The following is an 18,396-nucleotide window of genomic DNA, read 5'->3' on the forward strand; positions in this document are numbered from 1 at the left end:
TTCCTTTATCGGACTAACTAAATGAAGGTTCCCTTCATTTTATGAAATAAAATTAAGGAATAGTGATGGATTTAGAAAAACTACAAATTGACATAGATAACTCGTATAACCGTAGATTTAAAAGTGTTGATAAAAGAGTAACTCATGCTATGGATCATTTAAGTGATGAGCTAAATATTCAAATAAATGAATTAAATCTAAATGAGATTAAAACTATTGCAACAACTATTTTAGATATAGAAACCCAAACTCTCAAGAGTGATGTAGAATCTCTTTTGGCACAAAAAGAACTTATTGAGAGAAGTTTAGAAAAGAAGTCTGAAGAACTTCAGGAATCCAAATATAGTGTGTTTAATGCTATGGAGACTAAGCTGGAGAATCAACAAGATGCCCTCTCTAAACTTCATCAGGTTAAATTACAGTCTATAGATCTGTATGATTTCTTAAGTGAGACAGTAGAATCAGCTATTATTACCGCTCTTGAAAAAGACAAAGACGGTGATATAAGAGAGACTACCCAAGAGGTTATAAAAGACATTACTTTTGAAGCTATAAAAGAGGGTTCGCTAAACACTATCAGAATCAGAAAGATACTATCTACAATCTTACACTCAGCGGTAGATATTGCAGAAGCTACTCCTACAAAAGCTGATGATATTTTAAATGCAACTCTTCACGGGATGAGAAGCGGTCTTATACGCTCTATAGACAGATTTAAAAAACGTTTAGCTTATATGCCTGTTGAAGCAAAGCATATTCTTATAGAAGATTATGACACCATTATGGAAGACTTGAATCAGACTGATACTCTTTTCTCTCAAGTTGTTCAGACTCAGGCTAGTGAGAATACACAAGAGATAAGAAAGCTGCTTCTGGATATAAACAAAAATATGCACTACGATTTAGAAGAGTTAGTTCATATCTCTAAAGAGACTGCTGATGTTATGAGAGAAAGATTCTCTTCATTCGCAAAAACAGCTGTTAAGAAAGCCGATACGGCTCTAAAATCTGAAGCGGCACAAGAAGCTAAGCGAATGGGTAAACAAGCTTGGGGAGTAGCTAAAACAGCTCTGGGAAGTGCTATTAAAACTGCTAAGGGAGCAATAGACAATAAAGAGAAGTAAAGTCTCTTTATTCTATCTCTTCACAAGGTTTCGAGAAAAGATAACCTTGTGAAAAATCTACACCTAACTCTACTAGTAGATTATAAACATTCTCCGTCTCTACAAACTCAGCAATTGTTTTAATATTCATATTTTTTGCAAAGAGCAAAATACTCTCAACTGTAATTCTTTGAGTTATATCTTTATCAATATTATCTACTAAAGAACCATCTATTTTTATATAGTCAATATTTAGCTTAGCCAAATAACTGAAGTTAGAGTAACCTGTACCAAAATCATCGATTGCTATTTTACAACCATATTTTTTAACTTCTTTGATAAAAAGGTCTAGCTCATTAAAGTTTTCTATACCTTCTGACTCAACAATCTCTAATACAACTCTATTGCCACACTTATACGTTTTAAGATTATCTACAAGTATCTTTATTATCTCAGCGGAGAGTATATCTTGAAGACAGAGGTTAATCGAAAAATCATACTCAAGTTTTGAGAATTTCTTAAATGTTTTCTCAATCATAAGAATAGTTAACCTGTCATAGAGTTTAGCTTTTTTCGCATGTTCTAAAAAGAAATATGGGGATATAATAGAATCATCCCTCTGCTTTAGTCTGATAAGTGCTTCATATTTTACGATTTTCTTAGTTTTATTATCTACTATACCTTGATAAAACGGTAAAAATCTGTCCTCTTTAATTCCTAGTTTAATAGTATCTATAACTTCAATATTATTTTTTGTTTGCGTCTGTAAATATTCACTTTCATCGTAAATTACTATTTTCTTATGACTTTGCTTACTCTCTTTAATAGCAATATGAGAGAGTTTATATGCATCTTGTTTTTTTCCGGATGATATACCACAAGATATGATTGGTGCAATATTATATCCGTCTATTTCCAGATTAGTATTTTCTATGCGGTCTATCAACCCTTCTATATCAACTTTAATATCACCAGAAAGTTCGCTATTTGAATATAATACTGCAAACTCATCACTACTCAACCTATACGCTTTTGCATCTTTAGTTATAATATTTTTAATGATTTCAGCTATTTCTTGAAGAACTTTATCTCCAATCTCATAACCGAAATAATCATTGATATCTGAGAATCTGTCTATATTAATAAGAGCTAGTGTGCTTTTTTCACTAGTTAGTGCCAACTCTCTAAGTAGAGCCCCCCTATTTTGTAACCCTGTCAATTCATCTGTAAATTGTTTTTTGATGATTTTATCTTTTTCTATTAGCTCCGTAACATCTGTTCTAGCTGCGATATACTCAACAATCTCGCCATCATCATCTAAGATAGGCATGATTACTGACTTAACATAGTAGATATAACCCTCTTTAGAGATATTTTTGATTGTACCTCGCCATATCTGCTTATTTCTAATTGTCTCCCACATATCTTTAAATATATTCAGATCGTTCTCATCATGCTTTACAACATTATGTCTCTGACCAATCAACTCTGCTCTGGTATAACCGGAGATAGTACAAAAAGCATCATTTACATATGTAATAACGCCCTTAGTATCTGTTTTTGAGACAATGGAACTCTCATCAAGTATAGTCTTATATTGGTTAAGTATGCTTATATTATCATCAAGCTCATCTTGAGATATGTTTACTAGATGCGTCAAAGATTTAAGCATTGTCTGTTTGTGTTCATGGTTAGCTATATCTTCATGCTCAGATATATTGTTTGTCTCAGAGAGAGACAGCGTAGTCGTTGTTATATTTAAAAGTTTATTATCTTCTTGTGAGTGAAAAAATTCCCCATACGTAAACATTCCAACTGTTGGAGCGACATCTTCTATAAGACCAAATTCATGATTTAGTTGTTCTTTTAAAAATAGGTCTCTAACGGAACATGAATAAATGTAAGTAGCCTCTACCGGTTTTTGTGCTATCTTTCTTTGGATTTTAGAAGCATTATTCAGTATCTCTTCTATATTTCCAATAGCAAACCTTACTATATCACCGTCATTAAAATGACCTGCAAATACAAAGCCATTATCTGGTGTTACAGCTACCATTGATCTTGCTATCATTACATCATTTTCAACTCGAACTAAAGGGAATTCTATTGCACTGGCCGGTAGATTTGAAATAACCTCTTCACCAAGGTAATGAGAAAAAATATCTTTTATAGGTATGTTATCTATCTCATATATAGTATTTTTATCTGATTTAGTAATCAGCATCTCTCTACCGATTGGCGTCCATTCAAGAGAGTACTGACTGGAGACATATAGATCATCACTATTGAGTGTTGCCAGCACTACTCCATCAAAGTATATTTTTTTATCTTTTATTATAAATGTTGTTCTAAACTCAAAGTTATCACCTGCATTGCCACCTGCCAGAGTCACTTTACTATTAACGGATGTAAAACCATTTAAAAAAGACTCGGAGTCACTTTTTAAAGCTTCACTAAATGCTATAACAGCTTTTGTATCACTTTTTATACATTCTTGAGCAGCTTTTACACCTGTATCAAAATTTGATTCTTCATAATAATATGTATTTATAATAGTGTTTTCAAAAATTGAGAATGATATTTGTATAGTGCTTCTTTGAATCTTCCCATTGACAATCTCGCCTGCAGTAGAAGCACCGATTATCTTAGCATGTGGAAGTTTATCTATTAGTAAATCTAAAATAGGTTGAAGTTTTGTAGTGTCTATTTCACCACTTAGAAGTTGTATCAGTAAGTTTGAATCTTTTAGTATATTAGCATCTATGAAAGCTTCTAAATCTATTATATCTTCATAATTATAATTTACTAATTTCATCTAACCACCAAAAATATCAAAATATAGACCTCATTATAGTATAAGATTCATATTATGACAAATTATGACAAAATATTGGAACTACATATCTTTAGCTAATGTAAAAACATGACTAAAGTCGACTCTGAAATCAGCACATCTATCACAGATTGGGTCTCCACCACGGTATGGATATGGACAGCGACACTCATGACACATTACCATCTCATAGTGAACCAACTCAGTTCCTCTATCATAAGCAAAATTTACCAAGTCTATACCACCGGTGGTTTTAATAGCATCTGTTTTACAAATATGATTACAGATGCCGCAAGAGATACAGTTACCTACATTAAAGTTGATTCCCTGCTTATCTGTTGTTTTCAATAATGCTTCTGTAGGACAAAAGTTAACACAATCTCCACAATTTGTACAATCTTTGAAACTGATCTCTTTATTTGCGAAGATGCCAAAATTAGTATCGTGAGTTGTTTTAGGCAACTTGGAAATGTTATCTCTAATAGCTTTTTTAAGATTTAAGAACTTCAAAGGAAGTCCAGTGAAACCTGAAGCTTTTTGATACTCTAATGTAATACCTATACTTTCTTGTTCATCTTCTTCCTGCACTGCTTCTTTTACTTTTGTAAAAGCAGCTTTAAAGAGTGCACGCTTAGCATTTTCATCTTCTGGCTTTTCTTCTTGGATGCTTATGCTGTACTCTGAATCACAAGCAGTTAAAAAATCCATAGTTTTTTTAATCTCTTCTCTAATAAATGATTCTATTTTACCATTTGTATTTAAAGAACACTCCTTGCAGTGAGCCATGTCGCAGATGGGACTTTCATTGCTTGTTAGAGCCATTGTTATATAGTGATGGGAATCAAATGAGCCTAGACAACTTGTAGTTTTTTTACATGAGAGAAGTTTGTCATCTTCCTCTTTGAAACTAGTTGTGTATGCATTTGGATCAAAACTCTTAATAGAAAGTGCTTCAGTCGGACAAGACCCAATACACGCAGCACACTCTATACACTCGCTTGAGAAGAGTGTTAACTTACTTCTAACTATATGAAAGGCTCTCTCAGGGCAAATATCAACACACAACTGACACTCGTTATGATAGTAGTCATTTCTAACACAGTTTGTGCCACTGTATGAGAACAGCTCTGAGTTTTGTACAAATGTCATACTACCCATCTACAGGCTCCATGAATGAACTACAGTACTCATAATCTGCTACAATAAACTCAGCCATAAAGTCACATATATCTCTGTAAAACGGTGTTATAGCCATACTCTTCATACCTATCATATATGGAACAGCCCAGAGAAAAAGATGTTCTTTTAAAAATTCAAATTGTGGAGCCTTTTCATCTCTAAATATAAGTGTTTGCATAAAAGCAAGTTCTATAGACAGGTGATCGGGTGCCATCAATTCTGTTTGATTCATGTTCAGCTCAAAACCGTGTTTGTAGTAAAAATTCATAACAGGATTTTGAAGTCCTACAAGTGTCTCATTTTTTGCATCTAGTACAAATGATTCAACAGCCTGAGTATTTATAACAAACATGGAAGAGAAGTCTTCATTTAGTGCATCCAGAATCTCTTCATCACTATTTTTATCAAAGAACTTAACTGTATCTTCTCCAAAAAGCTCTAGAAGATCTCTGTTTTGTCTTAAGTCGCTTATATATCTTTTATCAGCTGTATCAGCCATAGTTCTTGATAGAAATGCATAAATGTAGAGTCTGTACTCTTTATCCATAATTGTTCCTAGTTATTTTTATAATAGATTTTTATCATAATTTCGCTTATTTAAAGAGTTGGAAAAGAAGTTATTGTAAAAACCTCTTAAAGCCAAAAGGCTTTAAGATTATAAACATCCCTTGAAGAAAGACTTCTTAGGTGGTGGGGGAGCTTTGAACTCTGTAGCGTGTATTGTTTGTGTACTCTCATCGTATTTACCTATGATTGTTACATTATTACGATTTATACCGCCATCTAAATCAGCTATATTTAATTTAGAAATATCAATCTTGTAAGTTATACCGTCTTTGTGATTATATAAGACGATCTGAACATCTCCAAATACACCCGGAGCATTCTTTTTATAGCAGTCATCACTGCCACAAATGTAGTTTTGTAAATAACAGTCTTGAAATGCACCGGCTTCTACACATTTATCAGTACTCAAGAAACCTTCTTTTTCAATATCTACTAAAGTTATAGATGCAACTGGAGCTTCTTTTGCTACTGGAGCAGCAACTGCTGCCTCAGCTTTCTTCTGTGGAGCTGCTTCCTTTGAACTACATGCAGTAAACGCAAGCATAGCAGTTAAAATTAAAGAGATTAAAGTAAAATTTTTCATTATTCAGCCTCCGCTTTTAAAGTTTTCAGGTAAGCAATCATATTATCAAGATCAGCTTTTTCTAACCAACTGAAGTCAGTCATAGTAGATGTTCTCTTACCATTTTCTTCCACGTACCACATGAAGTTAGAGTGAGCGTTTCTATTATAACCAGGAACAACTACAGCCGAAGGATTAACAAGAGACTCTCTTAAATAATCGGTAGTTGCATAACCACCTATGTTAGTTAAAGATGGTCCCATTAAGTTTGGAGCATCTGTCGCTTCAAGTTGATGACAACCAGCACAACCATTGTTCGTAACAACTTCTTTACCCTTAACAGCATCTCCAATAACTTCACCATGCAGAGCAGATACCAATGCATCTCCTCCCTTTTTACCTTCCAGTTTCACTGCAGTCCAAGATGAAAGGAACTTAAGCCCATTACGGCCCATTTTCTCTCCATCCCAAACAGCAAATGCTACAGGAATAGCAGCAGCATCAAGATTTACATATTCATCTTTCATAGGACGAGAAAGCGTACCCATCCAACCTGTACCTTCGTAACCTAAACGAGCGTAAGATTTAGCACTACCGTCTTTGATCTCGGTCATTGAACGGAAACCTTCACTTACAAAGTTACGCTCATAATCACTATTACCTAAACGTTTAACTCTTGCGTTAAATTTTTCAAGATCTTTATTGAAAAGGTCAGTTTGATTAGGATTAACTTGATAACCTACGATACCATCTCCGTTTGGTTCATAAAGATCCTTAACACCTTTTTGTAAGTGGATTACAACAGGACGTCCATCAGAACCCATACCTATGTATGGAAGCTCAGCAGGATTAGAAAATTTTTCAGCAAATTGAACTGCAAAACCATCTGCAAATGAGTCAGTCTTGTATCCTTTTTGGATATTCAAAGTGCCATCCGGCCAACCAATAATAAATGCTATTTTAGAACCGTTATATACTGCACCAACTCTAGCATTTACAGCTTTATTATTTGCATTTAGCTCATTAGCTTTTTTGTCGTTAAACTTGATAGTTGTCTGTGGATATAGAGTTACAGTACTAAATTTAGCCTTACTCCAAACAGAAGATTTATGAGTAATTTTATCTAAGTTTGCATCAACTTTAACCGCAGTTACAGCAGAACTAGCCGCTACTGCAGAAACAGTAACAGCTGTTGCTAATAATATTTTAGCTAACTTTTTCATTAGTGATGTCCTCCTACAGGTGCATTACCACCATGAAAGAAATTCATTTCATGACCAGATTTAGTATATTTACCAGCCACATAACGATTATCCACAGGTGCTAAAGGATGTTGACCCTTATCTTTTGCAACTTGGCTGTAGTAGTTATTATCAAGACGAAACATATCTGAGTGTTGATATGCAATTAAGATATCCATTAACTCACTCTCTCCTGTCTCTTTACGTTTTTTCATTTCAGCTTTTAAAGTTTTAATAGCTCCATGAACTTCTGGACCAAACAGTTTTTCTAACTCTTCGATTGGAAGTCTTCCAGAACCCTCAATAATCTTACCTTGAGCATCAAACTTAACTGGTGATTCAGTTGGCGGTACATAGTAAACATTTGGTTGAGTACCATAGTCAGTTCTAAGACCGATAGCTACTTTATACTTGTTTACAAGTTTGTGTACTTGACCCTCTTCATCATCTAAGAAACCAACGAAACGGATACGACCAACACACTGTTGTGCACATGCTGGTGGAAGACCTTGTTCGATTCTTGGGAAACATAAAATACATTTCTCACTTTTTGAGATTTTTGGGTTAAAATAGATTTTTTTGTAAGGACATCCCGCAATACAGTAACGGTAACCTTGACAACGATCTAAATCAACTAAAACAACACCATCTTGCTCACGTTTAAATATTGCATCACGAGGACATGCACTTAGACAGCCTGGGTTTGTACAGTGATTACAAATACGAGGTAAGTAAAAGAAGTAGTTATCTTGTGGAAAAACACCAGCCCCCTCATCTTCATCCCAGTTTGGTCCCCATGTAGGTTCTACATTTGGCTCAAACGATGCCCCACCTTGTAATGCATCATAGTTGTAATCCCAAGGCACACCGTAGTCTGCTTCAAGATTAGGAATAATACCTGGTTGTAAATCACCGGCAGAGTCAAAACCACCGCCTAATTCCATCCAGTTTTTAGGGTAACCGGTACCCGGATACGTTTCAACATTGTTCCAGTACATATACTCACGACCATTACGGTTAGTCCATTGAGTTTTACATGCTACTGTACACGTTTGGCACCCGATACATTTGTTCAGGTCCATAACCATTGCTAATTGTCTTTTTGACATGTTATACCCTCGCCTTCTCATAGTTTACTGCACCATCATATGCATACTGATTACCATCCCATAGACCACCAAATTTTAGGTGACCCCAGCCATCTGCCATCTCTAGTAAGTTAAGAGATGTAGGTACAACTTCATTGTGCCCTTTGTTAAACTTATACATGTATGGTTCCCATCCATGTTCCATTACAAGACCATCAGCCGGTGCAGAAGAACTTAGTTTTGCCATTGCAAAGAACTCTCCAAGATTATTAAATACACGAATAGTATCTCCATCTTTAATATCTTTAGCGGCAGCTACAGCACGATTAAGCTGTATAGCTGGTACACCACGTTGTAAACGTAGAAGCGTACGAGAAGTTTTATAGTTAGAGTGGATTGACCATCTGGCATGAGGAGTCATAAGTACATATGGGTACTCTTTACGCTGTGGACGGATTCCTTCCATACCAGTATTTGTCATGGCACCCATTTTAATGTACATTTCATGGTCAACATAGAACGTTTGACGACCAGACATTGTGTGAAGTGGCTTATGCTTATATAAGTGATCTTCATTAGAGTTATATGGCTTATCTGAATATAGTGGAGACGTCTGTGCAGCTTTCTCATTTATCAATAAGAAACCACCCATTTTGTACATCTTCTCTATAGTCCAAGGCTGATACTGGTCACATTTTTCTAAAGCAGCTTCAACAGCCATTTTATCTGTACCAAGGTATACTTCACCCTCACCCTCTGACTCTTCATCAGTATTTGTATACTCTTTATGGAAGATAGTTAAATCATGAAAACCTGGCTTAGCATAACGAACATCATCTTTAACTTTTGCTTTAGCAATGTTTTGGGGACGATTTGCTATCTCTTCTAATTTCTTAGCCAGTAAAGTAAACATACTCCACTCATCCATAGCTTCACCAACATTTTTGATATTAGCAACAGGCTGAGCTAAGTTAGTAAAACGGTGATAACCCGGTGATGTACGTAGATCATATACCTCATAGTGAGATTTCGCCGGAAGCAATACATCTGCATACTGAGCAGCTTCACTCATTCTATAATCAACATATGCAAAGAAATCCATTCTTCCTAACCATGCTTTACGGTACTCATTACCTTTGTTGCGTCTAAAAGTAGAATCTGCAACGATTAGAGCAGTAGTCGGTAACCACCAAGGTTTGGCAACATTACCATGCTTACTTTCTGCATTAGCTTTACCATGTTTACCGGCTTCTAGCATCTCACTAAGTACAGTCATGTACTCTTTCTTACTCATACCGTTTTGTGCGCGTTTAACATCTTCATCTTCAAAATACTCATCGAATGTTTTCATTCCGTTTCCGTTCATGAACTCACCAACAAAACCAGAACCAAAACGAGGAGCATATTTACCAGAGAATCCTGATAATGCGCCAAGACCTGAAAGTTGGAACTCATTCTCAGTATTTAGGCCACCGTATGGTCCCATTCTACCTGTAAGACCACAGATTGAAGCAACATTCCAAATAGTCATCATACCATTGAAGTATTTGTTCAATGAGAAACCGGTAGTGATCTCTACAACTTTTGGTAAAGCAATATCTTTAGCTAGTTGAACAACAGTATCAGGGTGAACACCGGTAATCTCTTTAGTCGCTTCTGGAGAGAACTTAGCAGCTGAAGCTTTTAGCATCTCAAATACTGTAGTTACTTCACGCTCATGACCATGAACATCTTTTATAGTAAATGTACCCTCTAAAGCAGGTTTAACATCAGCAGGCAAACGAAGAGTACGCTCTTTATGACCCTCTGTTCCAGGCATTAAGAAAGGCTGTTTGGAAGTTTCGTTCATACAGTAGAATTGCTCATCCCATGCATGATGGTCTTCTTTATTTTCAGTATGCTCTAAATCATTGCGACGAATCATTTTTTTAGTTTTTGTGTCAACTAAGAATGAAAGGTCAGTATAGAGTTTAGCAAATTCCGGCTTATACATCTTCTGATCAAGGATTACATTGATAACGCTCATAGCCAAGATATTATCAGAACCTGCTTTGATAGGAATCCAAAGGTCAGCTGATTTAGCAGTCGCATTGAACTCAGGAGTAATTACAACAACTTTAGCGCCATTATATTTACCTTCCCATACGAAGTGAGCATCTGGTATACGAGAAACTGATGGATTTCCACCCCACATAACTGCAGTATCTACAGTATACATAAAGTCCCAAGTACAACCAAGGTTACCCTCACCGTAAGCGATAGCAGCACCGGAGAACATATCTCCCAGGTAAGATGATGGATAGATACGGTTAGCACCTAACTGAGTTGAGAAACGTAAAACTGAACCACGACGACCTTCAGTAAGAAGACCAGTACCGGCATGTACCATCAACTTATCTGGACCACGCTCGGGATCAGTCAGAGTATCGAAAATATTTTGACAGATTTTCTCAGCAGCTTCATCCCAAGATGCACGTTTCCATTTACCTTCACCACGCTCACCTGTGCGGATCATAGGATAAAGGATTCTATCTTTTTGATACATTACTTGTGAGTGTTGAACACCTTTGTTACAACCACGAGGGTTAAAGTCAGGTATTTTAGCATTGATAACTGGGTATCTTGCAGATTGGTTTTCACGAGTGATAACACCATTGTGTGACCAGACTTCCCAAGCACAGTTACCTTGACAGTTTACACAGTGGTATGCAAAACCGTGCTCTTCTTTTTTACCATAAGTAAAAGAGAACTCATTTCTATACATCTCTTCTGTATAGTTTGTGTTTGGATAATTACTTTTTCCATTTTCAACTGACATTGCTTCAGTTTTAGCGAAAAGGCTGCCTTGAGAAGCAACTAGTGCGGCAGTCATTCCTGAAACTTTCAGGAAATTTCTACGCTTATTATTCATAGTTTTTGTCATATTTAAACCTCTCCCTTATCTTTTTAGTGGTAAATTCATATCATTACCCCAAACATCCCAGCTACCGGTAAACACTTTAATATTTTTGTAACCTAGAAGTTTTAGAGCAGTAATATGCTCTGAACCACGACCCGCACCAACCATACAGTAAGCGTAGATAGTTTTATCTTTTGAAATTCCATATTTTGCATAAGCATCTTTTAAATCTTTTGCCGATTTGAAAGATTTCTTATTTTTCATATCTGAAATTTTACTCCACTCCATAAAAGTAGAACCTGGAATATGTCCTCCACGAGCTACATTATCCATTTTTCTCTCACCTATGATTTCAATCATTGAACGAGAATCAATAATTACATACTTAGAATCTTTACCATTTTTAAGTATATCTTCCATTGCATGCTTAACTTCATCTTTAGCTGCTATGTGCGTAAAATCAAGGTTATCTTTATTAATTTTATAAGTCTTAGCTTCAACATGTTCATCACCCTTGATTACAAGAAGATTTTTCTCTTGAGCTTTCATTTGAGCTTTGTACTCTTTTTGTTTAGCTTTACTCTTCTTTACAATTGCTGTTAACTCAGCAACTTGTGCTTCAGTAAGTTTTATCTTACCTTTTTTTGCTTCTTTTAACTTCTTAGCAGCCGGCTTAGCAGCTTTTTTGTCAGCTTTTGCTTTTTCTTTAATTTCATCATATATTATCTGTTCAGGATCAATTTTCATGATGGCAGCTCTACCACCATTTAAAACTTTCAGATTTTTATGTCCATAACTCTGAAAGAATGAATATACACCGGTTGCATTTGGCCCTTTAAAATCATCATAAGCGATTATCATAGTATCATTGGAAATACCTTTAGAACCTATATAAGCCTCTGCATCGTCTAAACAACGATAAAGTGGTGCACAATGCATTTCTCCTGTAATGTCAGAGTGATGTAAATGATGTGCATACATTTCAACAGAACCTTTTATATGTCCTAATTTATATACATCAGCATTATCTCCTGAAACAAACATTACATTTTCTTTGCCAATTAACTTTATTGCATCTTCAGCATCTATAAGAATGTTTTTGTCAACATACTCATCAGCAACCATTAAAGGTGTGAAAGTCAATGTTGCCGTTAAAGCTAATATTTTTAGCATTTTTCTCATACGTGCTCCTTAATTTTTGTTTTATACCGTGAATAACTCTCATAATTGTGATAAAAATTTACAAAAATGTGATATATTTTATGGAATTACATGGAAATTATATGCTTTGATATCTTATTTCCCAATTAAGGCACAAAATTGTCACTTTTTGCAAAAGGCACAATAAAGCAAACATTGTTATTTGTCAAATAAGCCTATATTATGAAAAGCGCTCTTTTTAGCTTAAATAATATCAACTATTTATTTATTTAAGTGGCTGTACGTATTTTAGAAAAAAATATGTTATCTTATTGGTTTCAATAGTTATATAAGTTTGCTATTTAGGGAGTATTTTAGTATTTATAGATTTTGTAAGAGATGCTGATTCTTTAAGAAGTTTGACATGAGTAATATTATTTTAATATACCTAAAACTTCTGATATTTATTTTTTTATAAAAACAGAAGTTTTACAGTTTATCCAGAGTTTGTATCCAATTTGTCGCTGTTACATTTCGTCACAACAAATTTTCAGCTTTTACTCAATATAGTGAATTTATATCGCTAAAAGTCTCCCTTAGCAGCCAAATCCATCATCTTATACATTGTATCTCTTACATGCTCAGCTTTTTTCATCATTTCAGGAGGTAGTGTATGCCCACCAAAAAGCATTAACTCCATTGCCATAGTTACAAGCCATCTATCACCTTTATCATCTTCAACTATGAGGATTCTACAAGGCATAAATGCGCCATATGCTACTGAGTAGTCAATAAATGTTTTAGCAATATTTGGAGCACAATAGTGAAGTATTCTGATGTACCTTTGTCTTTTACCTGCGTGGTCATACTCATCAGCCATTCTTGAATCACCAACTTGAAGCATATTTGCATCACCGGCTATACTTTTCATAGATTCAATAACGTCCTCAGTACTAACATCCGGATTTATTTTAACACGTCTTACCATTGCATCTGCAGATTTACCAGTAGTAAGTACAGCATCAAACATTGTCATATACGCACCCATAGCTTTAGGATCTAGTTTTGAGGCTTTACTTATTTTGTCACCTAAATCAAACTTAACAAATGCAACAAGCATACCTATAATTATAACAGCACCAATAATGCTTAAAATATTTTTTATAATATTCATTTTTTTCCTTAACTTAATTATCATAAAAACAGATAAACTGCTTTATATTCTCATTATAGAGAAGTAGGCTTTATCTGAGTTTTAAAGTAAAAGGGAACAGGAAATGAATAATTGCAAAAATTGGTAGTAAATCAAACAATAATAATCTATTAATATAAATAATATAAACAAAGAGTATTATTGTTTGTGATTATAGTAGTATTATAACTTCACTATATAATGTGATATAAAAAAAGTAATATTTTAAAAATAACACTCTTTATCACATTCTTTATGACTTTGTGTAAAAATGTAACTAAGTTATCACAAAAAAAAGAGTTGCTTTATTTCTTAAACATATCTGCATATAGAGCAGTTACCCAATCATAGATAGAGTTTGCATTAACCTCTCCATCTTTTAACCAGTCTTCACTACTGCTTGTTGAAGCAAAATTAAATGTTGAGTCCGTCTTGTTGTAAGCATATTGTGTGTATATATATATTGCTCTCTCGGGTGCTATAGAAACAGCAGAGAAACAAGTAGTAGTTGGAGACTCCCACTTTAATATTTTTGTTTTATTTATCTTTTGAGCTATTAATCTAGCTACATGGTGTCCTTCTGAATTAGAAGTATTTCCTGATTTAGAAAAGCCCATTGGTCTGGAGTCACCTGTAATAAATATATCTTTTTCGCCATTAACTTCATATGTAAGAGTGTTGATATCACCTTCTAGCATATTTTTAGCATCTTTTGCTATACCCACTCTCTCTAAAATCTTAGCACCTCTAACGTGCGGATAGAATGCAGCTTCTTCAAAACTGATTTCATCAAATTCTGTCTCGACTATTTTATTGTCTAGATCAATTTTTTTGATAACTGAGTTAGGTATATATTCAATATAATCACTATAAAGTTTTTCAAAAGCAGATTGAAAGCCGTCTTTTTTGATAGTTATAGCATTGTTTTCATCTAGTATTACAACCTTAGCTTTTAGCTTCTTCTGTTTAAAATAATCTGCGATAACACATGCTCTCTCATAAGGTCCAGGAAGACATCTATAGTTTCCACTTGGAACTGTTAGAATAAAATTTCCACCTTTGAAATTAAGAACTTTATTTCGTAGAGTAATGTGTTCAGACCCAGGTATAAAACCTGCCGGATACTCTTGTCTAAGTCTTGTCTCAAATGCTATATCATTTGTCCATCTAGAATAATCATAATCAATACCTGGTGCAAAAACTAAATAGTCAAAAGCAAGATCACCATCACTGGTCTCTAAAATGCGATTTTCTCTGTCTAGACCAATTGCAGTTGCATGAAAGTATGTATAGTTATTTTCTCTTGCAGCTTGAAGATAATCATGAGTTAAAAACTCTAACTCTATCTTATCTACCAGCCATAGATTACTAAGGGGACACGAAACAAACTCATGTCTCTGCTCAACTAATACAACATCTGCATTTGGAGCAAAAATTTTTGTATATTTTGCAATAGAGAGTCCAGACCACCCACCACCAACTACAACTACCCTAGGACCTTTTGCATCAGCTATAGGTGCTTTAAAAGTAGTTTTAGGCTTAATTATTTGTTCTGGTTTTAGGTTCTCCGCTTTGCTACATCCACTTATTGCAGCCGTTGCTGCAATAACGCCTGAAAATTGTAAAGCTTTTCTTCTTGATATAGCCATTTGGACACCCTCTCTTTAAATTATGTTTTGCTACTCTGTTACTTCGTTAATTACTTTTACCATGCGTTTTTGAGCATCTTCTAATACTTTTATTGATGGTTTGTCTTCAATATCTAAAGAACTTATCCAGTTATACACTGATGGATATGCCATTTCTACTACCGTAGAACCTTTTTCTTTATACATATATAATGTACAAGGAGCAAATGCACCAGCTTCTGGATGAGTTTTTGCTACTTCAAATATAACTGGTAATTTACAGATAGAATAAGCATCAAAAAAGTCATATTTATCATAACCAGCAGCACTAAATTCATCACCTAGTTTATTGTAACCTGCAATTACAAATCCAGCAGTTTCAAGTGAACCTTCAAGCTCAGTCTGAAAACCTTCTAACTCATCTTCAACATCATCACCTTGAGCTTCCATCTCACCAGTAAACGAAGTGATTAATTCACCCTTAGGTGTTGCTATTTTATATGATGTTTTTTCAAAATGACCATTCGGTAATGCTTTAGCTAGAGTATCACGAACTAGTTTACTGTACTCTATCATATGTTTGTTAGAAACAGGAATACCAGTAACCTTTGACATACCGTCAATTGCCAGAGATGAAATAGAGATATCATTTGAGCCTTTATTCATATATATTGACATACTAAGAGGTGCAAATAGTGCAGCTTTAGGAGACACTTTTACAAGCTCTAAAACTAAATCTTTTTTATAAAGAGTAAAAAGATGATACATCTTATGATTTGTTTTTTGAAACTTTGATTTAAATGCAACATTCATGTCATTGTTTCCAGAGATTGAAAATCCTGCATCTGCGAAAGCTTTCTCTATAGAAGCTCCTGTAATTTTACCTTTTGAGTTATCTGCTGTATATATCTGAATATCTTGTGCAGCATTAGCCGCAACTCCAGTCACTAGCATAAATGCTGCAACTAAACTTTTGATCATTGATTTCATTTTTTCCCTTTTTTAATGTTGTGAGTTTAAACTATCTATTTTAGAAGATAAATATTATCACCCTTGCGGATAGTTCCACTACTAATAACTTTTGCAAAAACACCTCTATCATTTTTAAGTAATTTTGGTAGTCTTGCATCTACTTTTGCTAAACTTTTACAAAGTGTACAATTTTGACTGATTTCCAGCTCTAGATCACCGATTGTCAGTCTAGCTCCTGGTCTTAAATGGTAAGGATTATAATCTATGAGTATGTTTTCCCCTAATGCACTATATGGTGCATCTATACCGTGACTAGCAGCTAGTTTATAACTCTCATATGAAGTTATTAAAACCGATCTTTGTATGTCTTTGTTGTAATATTTATCTTCTATAACACCCTTGTCATCAAGAGCCAACTCAGTTGTATTTACTCTACCGTTGTTTGTAGAATAAAATAGTTCTAAAATTTTTCCGGCTTGAACTAATGACATATAGTACTACTCTCTTATATTAAAATCTATCGTTAACAAAAACAAAGTTTTTTTGATTTTTTCATAAAGTAGCGTAAATTCAATCATACTTTCACGGTATGTACAGCATGTTATATGCAGAAAAATCAACATATCTTTATGTGATTTCTCTGCATTTTTAAGCTTGTATCTAGATTGACATGAAGCACTACTAATGCTTAGGATAGAGAGGACTAAAAAAGAATTCTAATCTGATATATAGATTATTCTTCTTCTTTTTCCTCTTCTTCCTCTTCATCATCATCGCCTTCATACATTTCTAGCTCTTCGTAAGATCTAAAAACATTACCTGGGCTTAGAAGATAATATAACTCTTTATTTCTAAATTCTTCAAGAGTTACATGTTTAGTAATAAAATCCGGATGTATCTCTTCTTCAATACCTTCAAGAACTCTATCTTTTAAAAGAGCAAAGTATTGAACAGCCTCATCAGCTGCTGTTTTGTCAGTTATAAAACCATGACCCGGAACTAAGTGGTTCCAATCTCTAGATTTAATAGCTTTAAGTGCCTTTAACTGGCCAACAACAATACCATCACGATTTGAAGTCACCCTACCGTTCATTACAACATCTGCAACAAGAACAACTTTATCCTCTGGAAGATATAAGAACCAGTCCTCTTCAGAGTGTGCATAACCAACTTTTACATACTCCATTTTAATACCATGAAGTGTAAGTTCTGTTGTTTCTTCAAAAGATTCATCAACTGATGCTAGTTTAGTTCCTCTAATAGCATTTTGGTAAAGAGCTCTAATCATTCTAGTTTGAGGTGGAATCTCTCTAGTATTTTCATTTGGCTTTCCAGTATGCTCATCATAACCAAGGTAATTTACATTAACAGACTTTGGACCATACACAACAGCACCTTGAGTCTCTTTATAGTAGTTGTTACCTAACCAGTGATCATCATGTTCATGACTTACAATAACTGTTTTAACAGGCAAATCAGCAATTTTCTTCATAGCTGCATGAGCTTGTTTAGCAAATATATAAGATGGTCCACTGTCCCATGCTATCCAACTATCATTACCTTTAATGTAACAACTATTAGACATATCACCTGCATTTTCTTTAGTTGGCATTTCCATCGCACCGAAAAAACACCATACTCTGTCACTAACTTGTACTGGCTTTAAGTTATAATCCCACTCTTTATTTGTACCTGTACGTGGTTCAACCCACTCATAAAGGATAAAGTTATCATCTGCATCAAGCTTATGCGGATCTGTGATTGTAACGCTTTTATTAAAGATAAATGGCATAGATACAACAAATAGCACTATCGATAATAAAATAATTATTTTAATTTTCATAAGTATCCTTATTTAATTTTTTGAGTACCCGTTTCCGTTTTTTCTTCGTTATCTATTGTAGTAAAAGTAATTTTGTCACCTTTTTTACCTTTAAACTTGAACTTAACAAGTGGATTCTCAGACATAAAACCACTCATACTTACTTCATA

The 18,396-nt window shown here is 34.4% G+C and carries 15 protein-coding genes; 1 reads left to right on the forward strand and 14 read right to left on the reverse strand.

Annotation, left to right across the window (positions count from 1 at the left end):
* Positions 1–65 precede the first annotated feature (65 nt).
* Entirely contained in the window at positions 66–1,124 is a 1,059-nt protein-coding gene (locus ABZC13_RS06925; protein WP_373001710.1) for a DUF6781 family protein, read from the forward strand.
* A 7-nt stretch (positions 1,125–1,131) separates the two neighbouring features.
* Here the strand turns inward: ABZC13_RS06925 and ABZC13_RS06930 are convergent, their stop codons facing one another.
* From ABZC13_RS06930 to ABZC13_RS06995, 14 genes are all read right to left on the reverse strand, one after another.
* Entirely contained in the window at positions 1,132–3,918 is a 2,787-nt protein-coding gene (locus ABZC13_RS06930) for an EAL domain-containing protein (RefSeq protein ID WP_373001712.1), read from the reverse strand.
* A gap of 81 nt (positions 3,919–3,999) precedes the next feature.
* A complete protein-coding gene (locus tag ABZC13_RS06935) occupies positions 4,000–5,094 on the reverse strand; it encodes a 4Fe-4S binding protein (protein ID WP_373001714.1) in 1,095 nt (364 codons plus the stop codon).
* Positions 5,087–5,662, reverse strand: coding sequence for a molecular chaperone (locus ABZC13_RS06940; RefSeq protein ID WP_373001716.1), 576 nt, complete (start codon positions 5,660–5,662; stop codon positions 5,087–5,089). The genes ABZC13_RS06935 and ABZC13_RS06940 overlap by 8 nt, the downstream gene beginning before the upstream one ends.
* 108 nt (positions 5,663–5,770) lie before the next feature.
* Entirely contained in the window at positions 5,771–6,265 is a 495-nt protein-coding gene (locus ABZC13_RS06945) for a hypothetical protein (RefSeq protein WP_373001718.1), read from the reverse strand.
* Positions 6,265–7,467 (reverse strand): ethylbenzene dehydrogenase-related protein, encoded by a 1,203-nt coding sequence (locus ABZC13_RS06950; protein ID WP_373001720.1) that lies wholly within the window; start codon positions 7,465–7,467, stop codon positions 6,265–6,267. The genes ABZC13_RS06945 and ABZC13_RS06950 overlap by 1 nt, the downstream gene beginning before the upstream one ends.
* Positions 7,467–8,594, reverse strand: coding sequence for a 4Fe-4S dicluster domain-containing protein (locus tag ABZC13_RS06955; protein WP_373001722.1), 1,128 nt, complete (start codon positions 8,592–8,594; stop codon positions 7,467–7,469). Before ABZC13_RS06955 ends, ABZC13_RS06950 begins: the two co-directional genes overlap by 1 nt.
* Before the next feature lies 1 nt (position 8,595).
* A complete protein-coding gene (locus tag ABZC13_RS06960) occupies positions 8,596–11,496 on the reverse strand; it encodes a molybdopterin-dependent oxidoreductase (protein ID WP_373001724.1) in 2,901 nt (966 codons plus the stop codon).
* A 15-nt stretch (positions 11,497–11,511) separates the two neighbouring features.
* Entirely contained in the window at positions 11,512–12,654 is a 1,143-nt protein-coding gene (locus tag ABZC13_RS06965) for a sulfurtransferase (RefSeq protein ID WP_373001726.1), read from the reverse strand.
* Positions 12,655–13,195: 541 nt separating this feature from the next.
* A complete protein-coding gene (locus ABZC13_RS06970) occupies positions 13,196–13,786 on the reverse strand; it encodes a DUF302 domain-containing protein (RefSeq protein ID WP_373001728.1) in 591 nt (196 codons plus the stop codon).
* 323 nt (positions 13,787–14,109) lie between these two features.
* Positions 14,110–15,453, reverse strand: a complete 1,344-nt coding sequence (locus tag ABZC13_RS06975; protein WP_373001730.1) for an FAD-dependent oxidoreductase — start codon at positions 15,451–15,453, stop codon at positions 14,110–14,112.
* A gap of 30 nt (positions 15,454–15,483) precedes the next feature.
* Complete coding sequence (locus ABZC13_RS06980) at positions 15,484–16,422, reverse strand: DUF302 domain-containing protein (protein WP_373001732.1); 939 nt, start codon at positions 16,420–16,422, stop codon at positions 15,484–15,486.
* A 35-nt stretch (positions 16,423–16,457) separates the two neighbouring features.
* Positions 16,458–16,895 carry an MOSC domain-containing protein gene (locus ABZC13_RS06985; protein WP_373001734.1) on the reverse strand — a complete coding sequence of 146 codons (438 nt, stop codon included), beginning with the start codon at positions 16,893–16,895 and terminating at the stop codon, positions 16,458–16,460.
* 242 nt (positions 16,896–17,137) lie between these two features.
* Entirely contained in the window at positions 17,138–18,247 is a 1,110-nt protein-coding gene (locus tag ABZC13_RS06990) for an MBL fold metallo-hydrolase (protein WP_373001736.1), read from the reverse strand.
* Between the two features lie 8 nt (positions 18,248–18,255).
* Positions 18,256–18,384, reverse strand: coding sequence for a thiosulfate oxidation carrier complex protein SoxZ (locus ABZC13_RS06995; protein WP_373001740.1), 129 nt, complete (start codon positions 18,382–18,384; stop codon positions 18,256–18,258).
* Between the last annotated feature and the right edge of the window lie 12 nt (positions 18,385–18,396).

Source organism: Sulfurimonas sp. (genome assembly GCF_041563035.1).
Taxonomy (GTDB): Bacteria; Campylobacterota; Campylobacteria; order Campylobacterales; family Sulfurimonadaceae; genus Sulfurimonas.

What these genes read in the sequence shown, in the direction of transcription:
- ABZC13_RS06925 (WP_373001710.1), top strand. Translation starts at nt 66, where the DNA reads ATGGATTTAGAAAAACTACAAATTGACATAGATAACTCGTATAACCGT.
- ABZC13_RS06930 (WP_373001712.1), bottom strand. Translation starts at nt 3,918, where the DNA reads ATGAAATTAGTAAATTATAATTATGAAGATATAATAGATTTAGAAGCT.
- ABZC13_RS06935 (WP_373001714.1), bottom strand. Translation starts at nt 5,094, where the DNA reads ATGGGTAGTATGACATTTGTACAAAACTCAGAGCTGTTCTCATACAGT.
- ABZC13_RS06940 (WP_373001716.1), bottom strand. Translation starts at nt 5,662, where the DNA reads ATGGATAAAGAGTACAGACTCTACATTTATGCATTTCTATCAAGAACT.
- ABZC13_RS06945 (WP_373001718.1), bottom strand. Translation starts at nt 6,265, where the DNA reads ATGAAAAATTTTACTTTAATCTCTTTAATTTTAACTGCTATGCTTGCG.
- ABZC13_RS06950 (WP_373001720.1), bottom strand. Translation starts at nt 7,467, where the DNA reads ATGAAAAAGTTAGCTAAAATATTATTAGCAACAGCTGTTACTGTTTCT.
- ABZC13_RS06955 (WP_373001722.1), bottom strand. Translation starts at nt 8,594, where the DNA reads ATGTCAAAAAGACAATTAGCAATGGTTATGGACCTGAACAAATGTATC.
- ABZC13_RS06960 (WP_373001724.1), bottom strand. Translation starts at nt 11,496, where the DNA reads ATGACAAAAACTATGAATAATAAGCGTAGAAATTTCCTGAAAGTTTCA.
- ABZC13_RS06965 (WP_373001726.1), bottom strand. Translation starts at nt 12,654, where the DNA reads ATGAGAAAAATGCTAAAAATATTAGCTTTAACGGCAACATTGACTTTC.
- ABZC13_RS06970 (WP_373001728.1), bottom strand. Translation starts at nt 13,786, where the DNA reads ATGAATATTATAAAAAATATTTTAAGCATTATTGGTGCTGTTATAATT.
- ABZC13_RS06975 (WP_373001730.1), bottom strand. Translation starts at nt 15,453, where the DNA reads ATGGCTATATCAAGAAGAAAAGCTTTACAATTTTCAGGCGTTATTGCA.
- ABZC13_RS06980 (WP_373001732.1), bottom strand. Translation starts at nt 16,422, where the DNA reads ATGAAATCAATGATCAAAAGTTTAGTTGCAGCATTTATGCTAGTGACT.
- ABZC13_RS06985 (WP_373001734.1), bottom strand. Translation starts at nt 16,895, where the DNA reads ATGTCATTAGTTCAAGCCGGAAAAATTTTAGAACTATTTTATTCTACA.
- ABZC13_RS06990 (WP_373001736.1), bottom strand. Translation starts at nt 18,247, where the DNA reads ATGAAAATTAAAATAATTATTTTATTATCGATAGTGCTATTTGTTGTA.
- ABZC13_RS06995 (WP_373001740.1), bottom strand. Translation starts at nt 18,384, where the DNA reads ATGAGTGGTTTTATGTCTGAGAATCCACTTGTTAAGTTCAAGTTTAAA.